This is a genomic window from Vibrio sp. 1401, from assembly GCF_033340295.1.
The window spans coordinates 1-538 of record NZ_JAWOWF010000771.1 but is presented as its reverse complement, the minus strand read 5'-3'; the positions used below and the strand labels follow the sequence as shown (position 1 = coordinate 538).

Here is a 538-nt window from a genome sequence, read left to right as displayed (position 1 = left end):
AGTGCCGTTTCCGTTATCCTTGCGTCACACATCTACGGCGGTGAAGCAGCGTTAACTGGCGAAGCGAACCCAGAAAGTAAGTTTGTGTTTGAATTTTGTGGCATGGACGCGCCAAAAGTGAAGGCGGATTTCTCTTCTCACCACATTGGTTTGGTGGATTTCAACCAATCGACTCAACTTGCAAAATCGGTTGATCCAACTTCCATCGTGGCAATCATCGACCACCACGCGATGGGCAGTTCGCCAATCAGCATGCCGCAAATCGTCACGATGGATATTCGTGCTTGGGGTTCTGCGGCAACAATTCTTACGGCAAATGCCGAGAAGTTAAACGTTAAACTGCCAAAGAATATTGCGTGTGCAGGTTTAGGGGCTATTTTGTCGGACACGGTTGTGTTCCAATCTTCGACTACCACTGAATATGACAAACAGTACGCGCAAAAGCTGGCGGACATTGCAGGCATCAAAGACATCAAAGGTTTTGGTGAACAAATGTTGTTGGCAAAATCGGATCTGAGCCATTTCTCAGCAGAGCCGA

1 pseudogene is annotated in these 538 nt (G+C 47.8%); it reads left to right on the top strand.

Annotation, left to right across the window (positions count from 1 at the left end):
* Window positions 1-538 (top strand): annotated as a pseudogene (locus R7Z77_RS28075) (manganese-dependent inorganic pyrophosphatase); the annotation flags it as partial.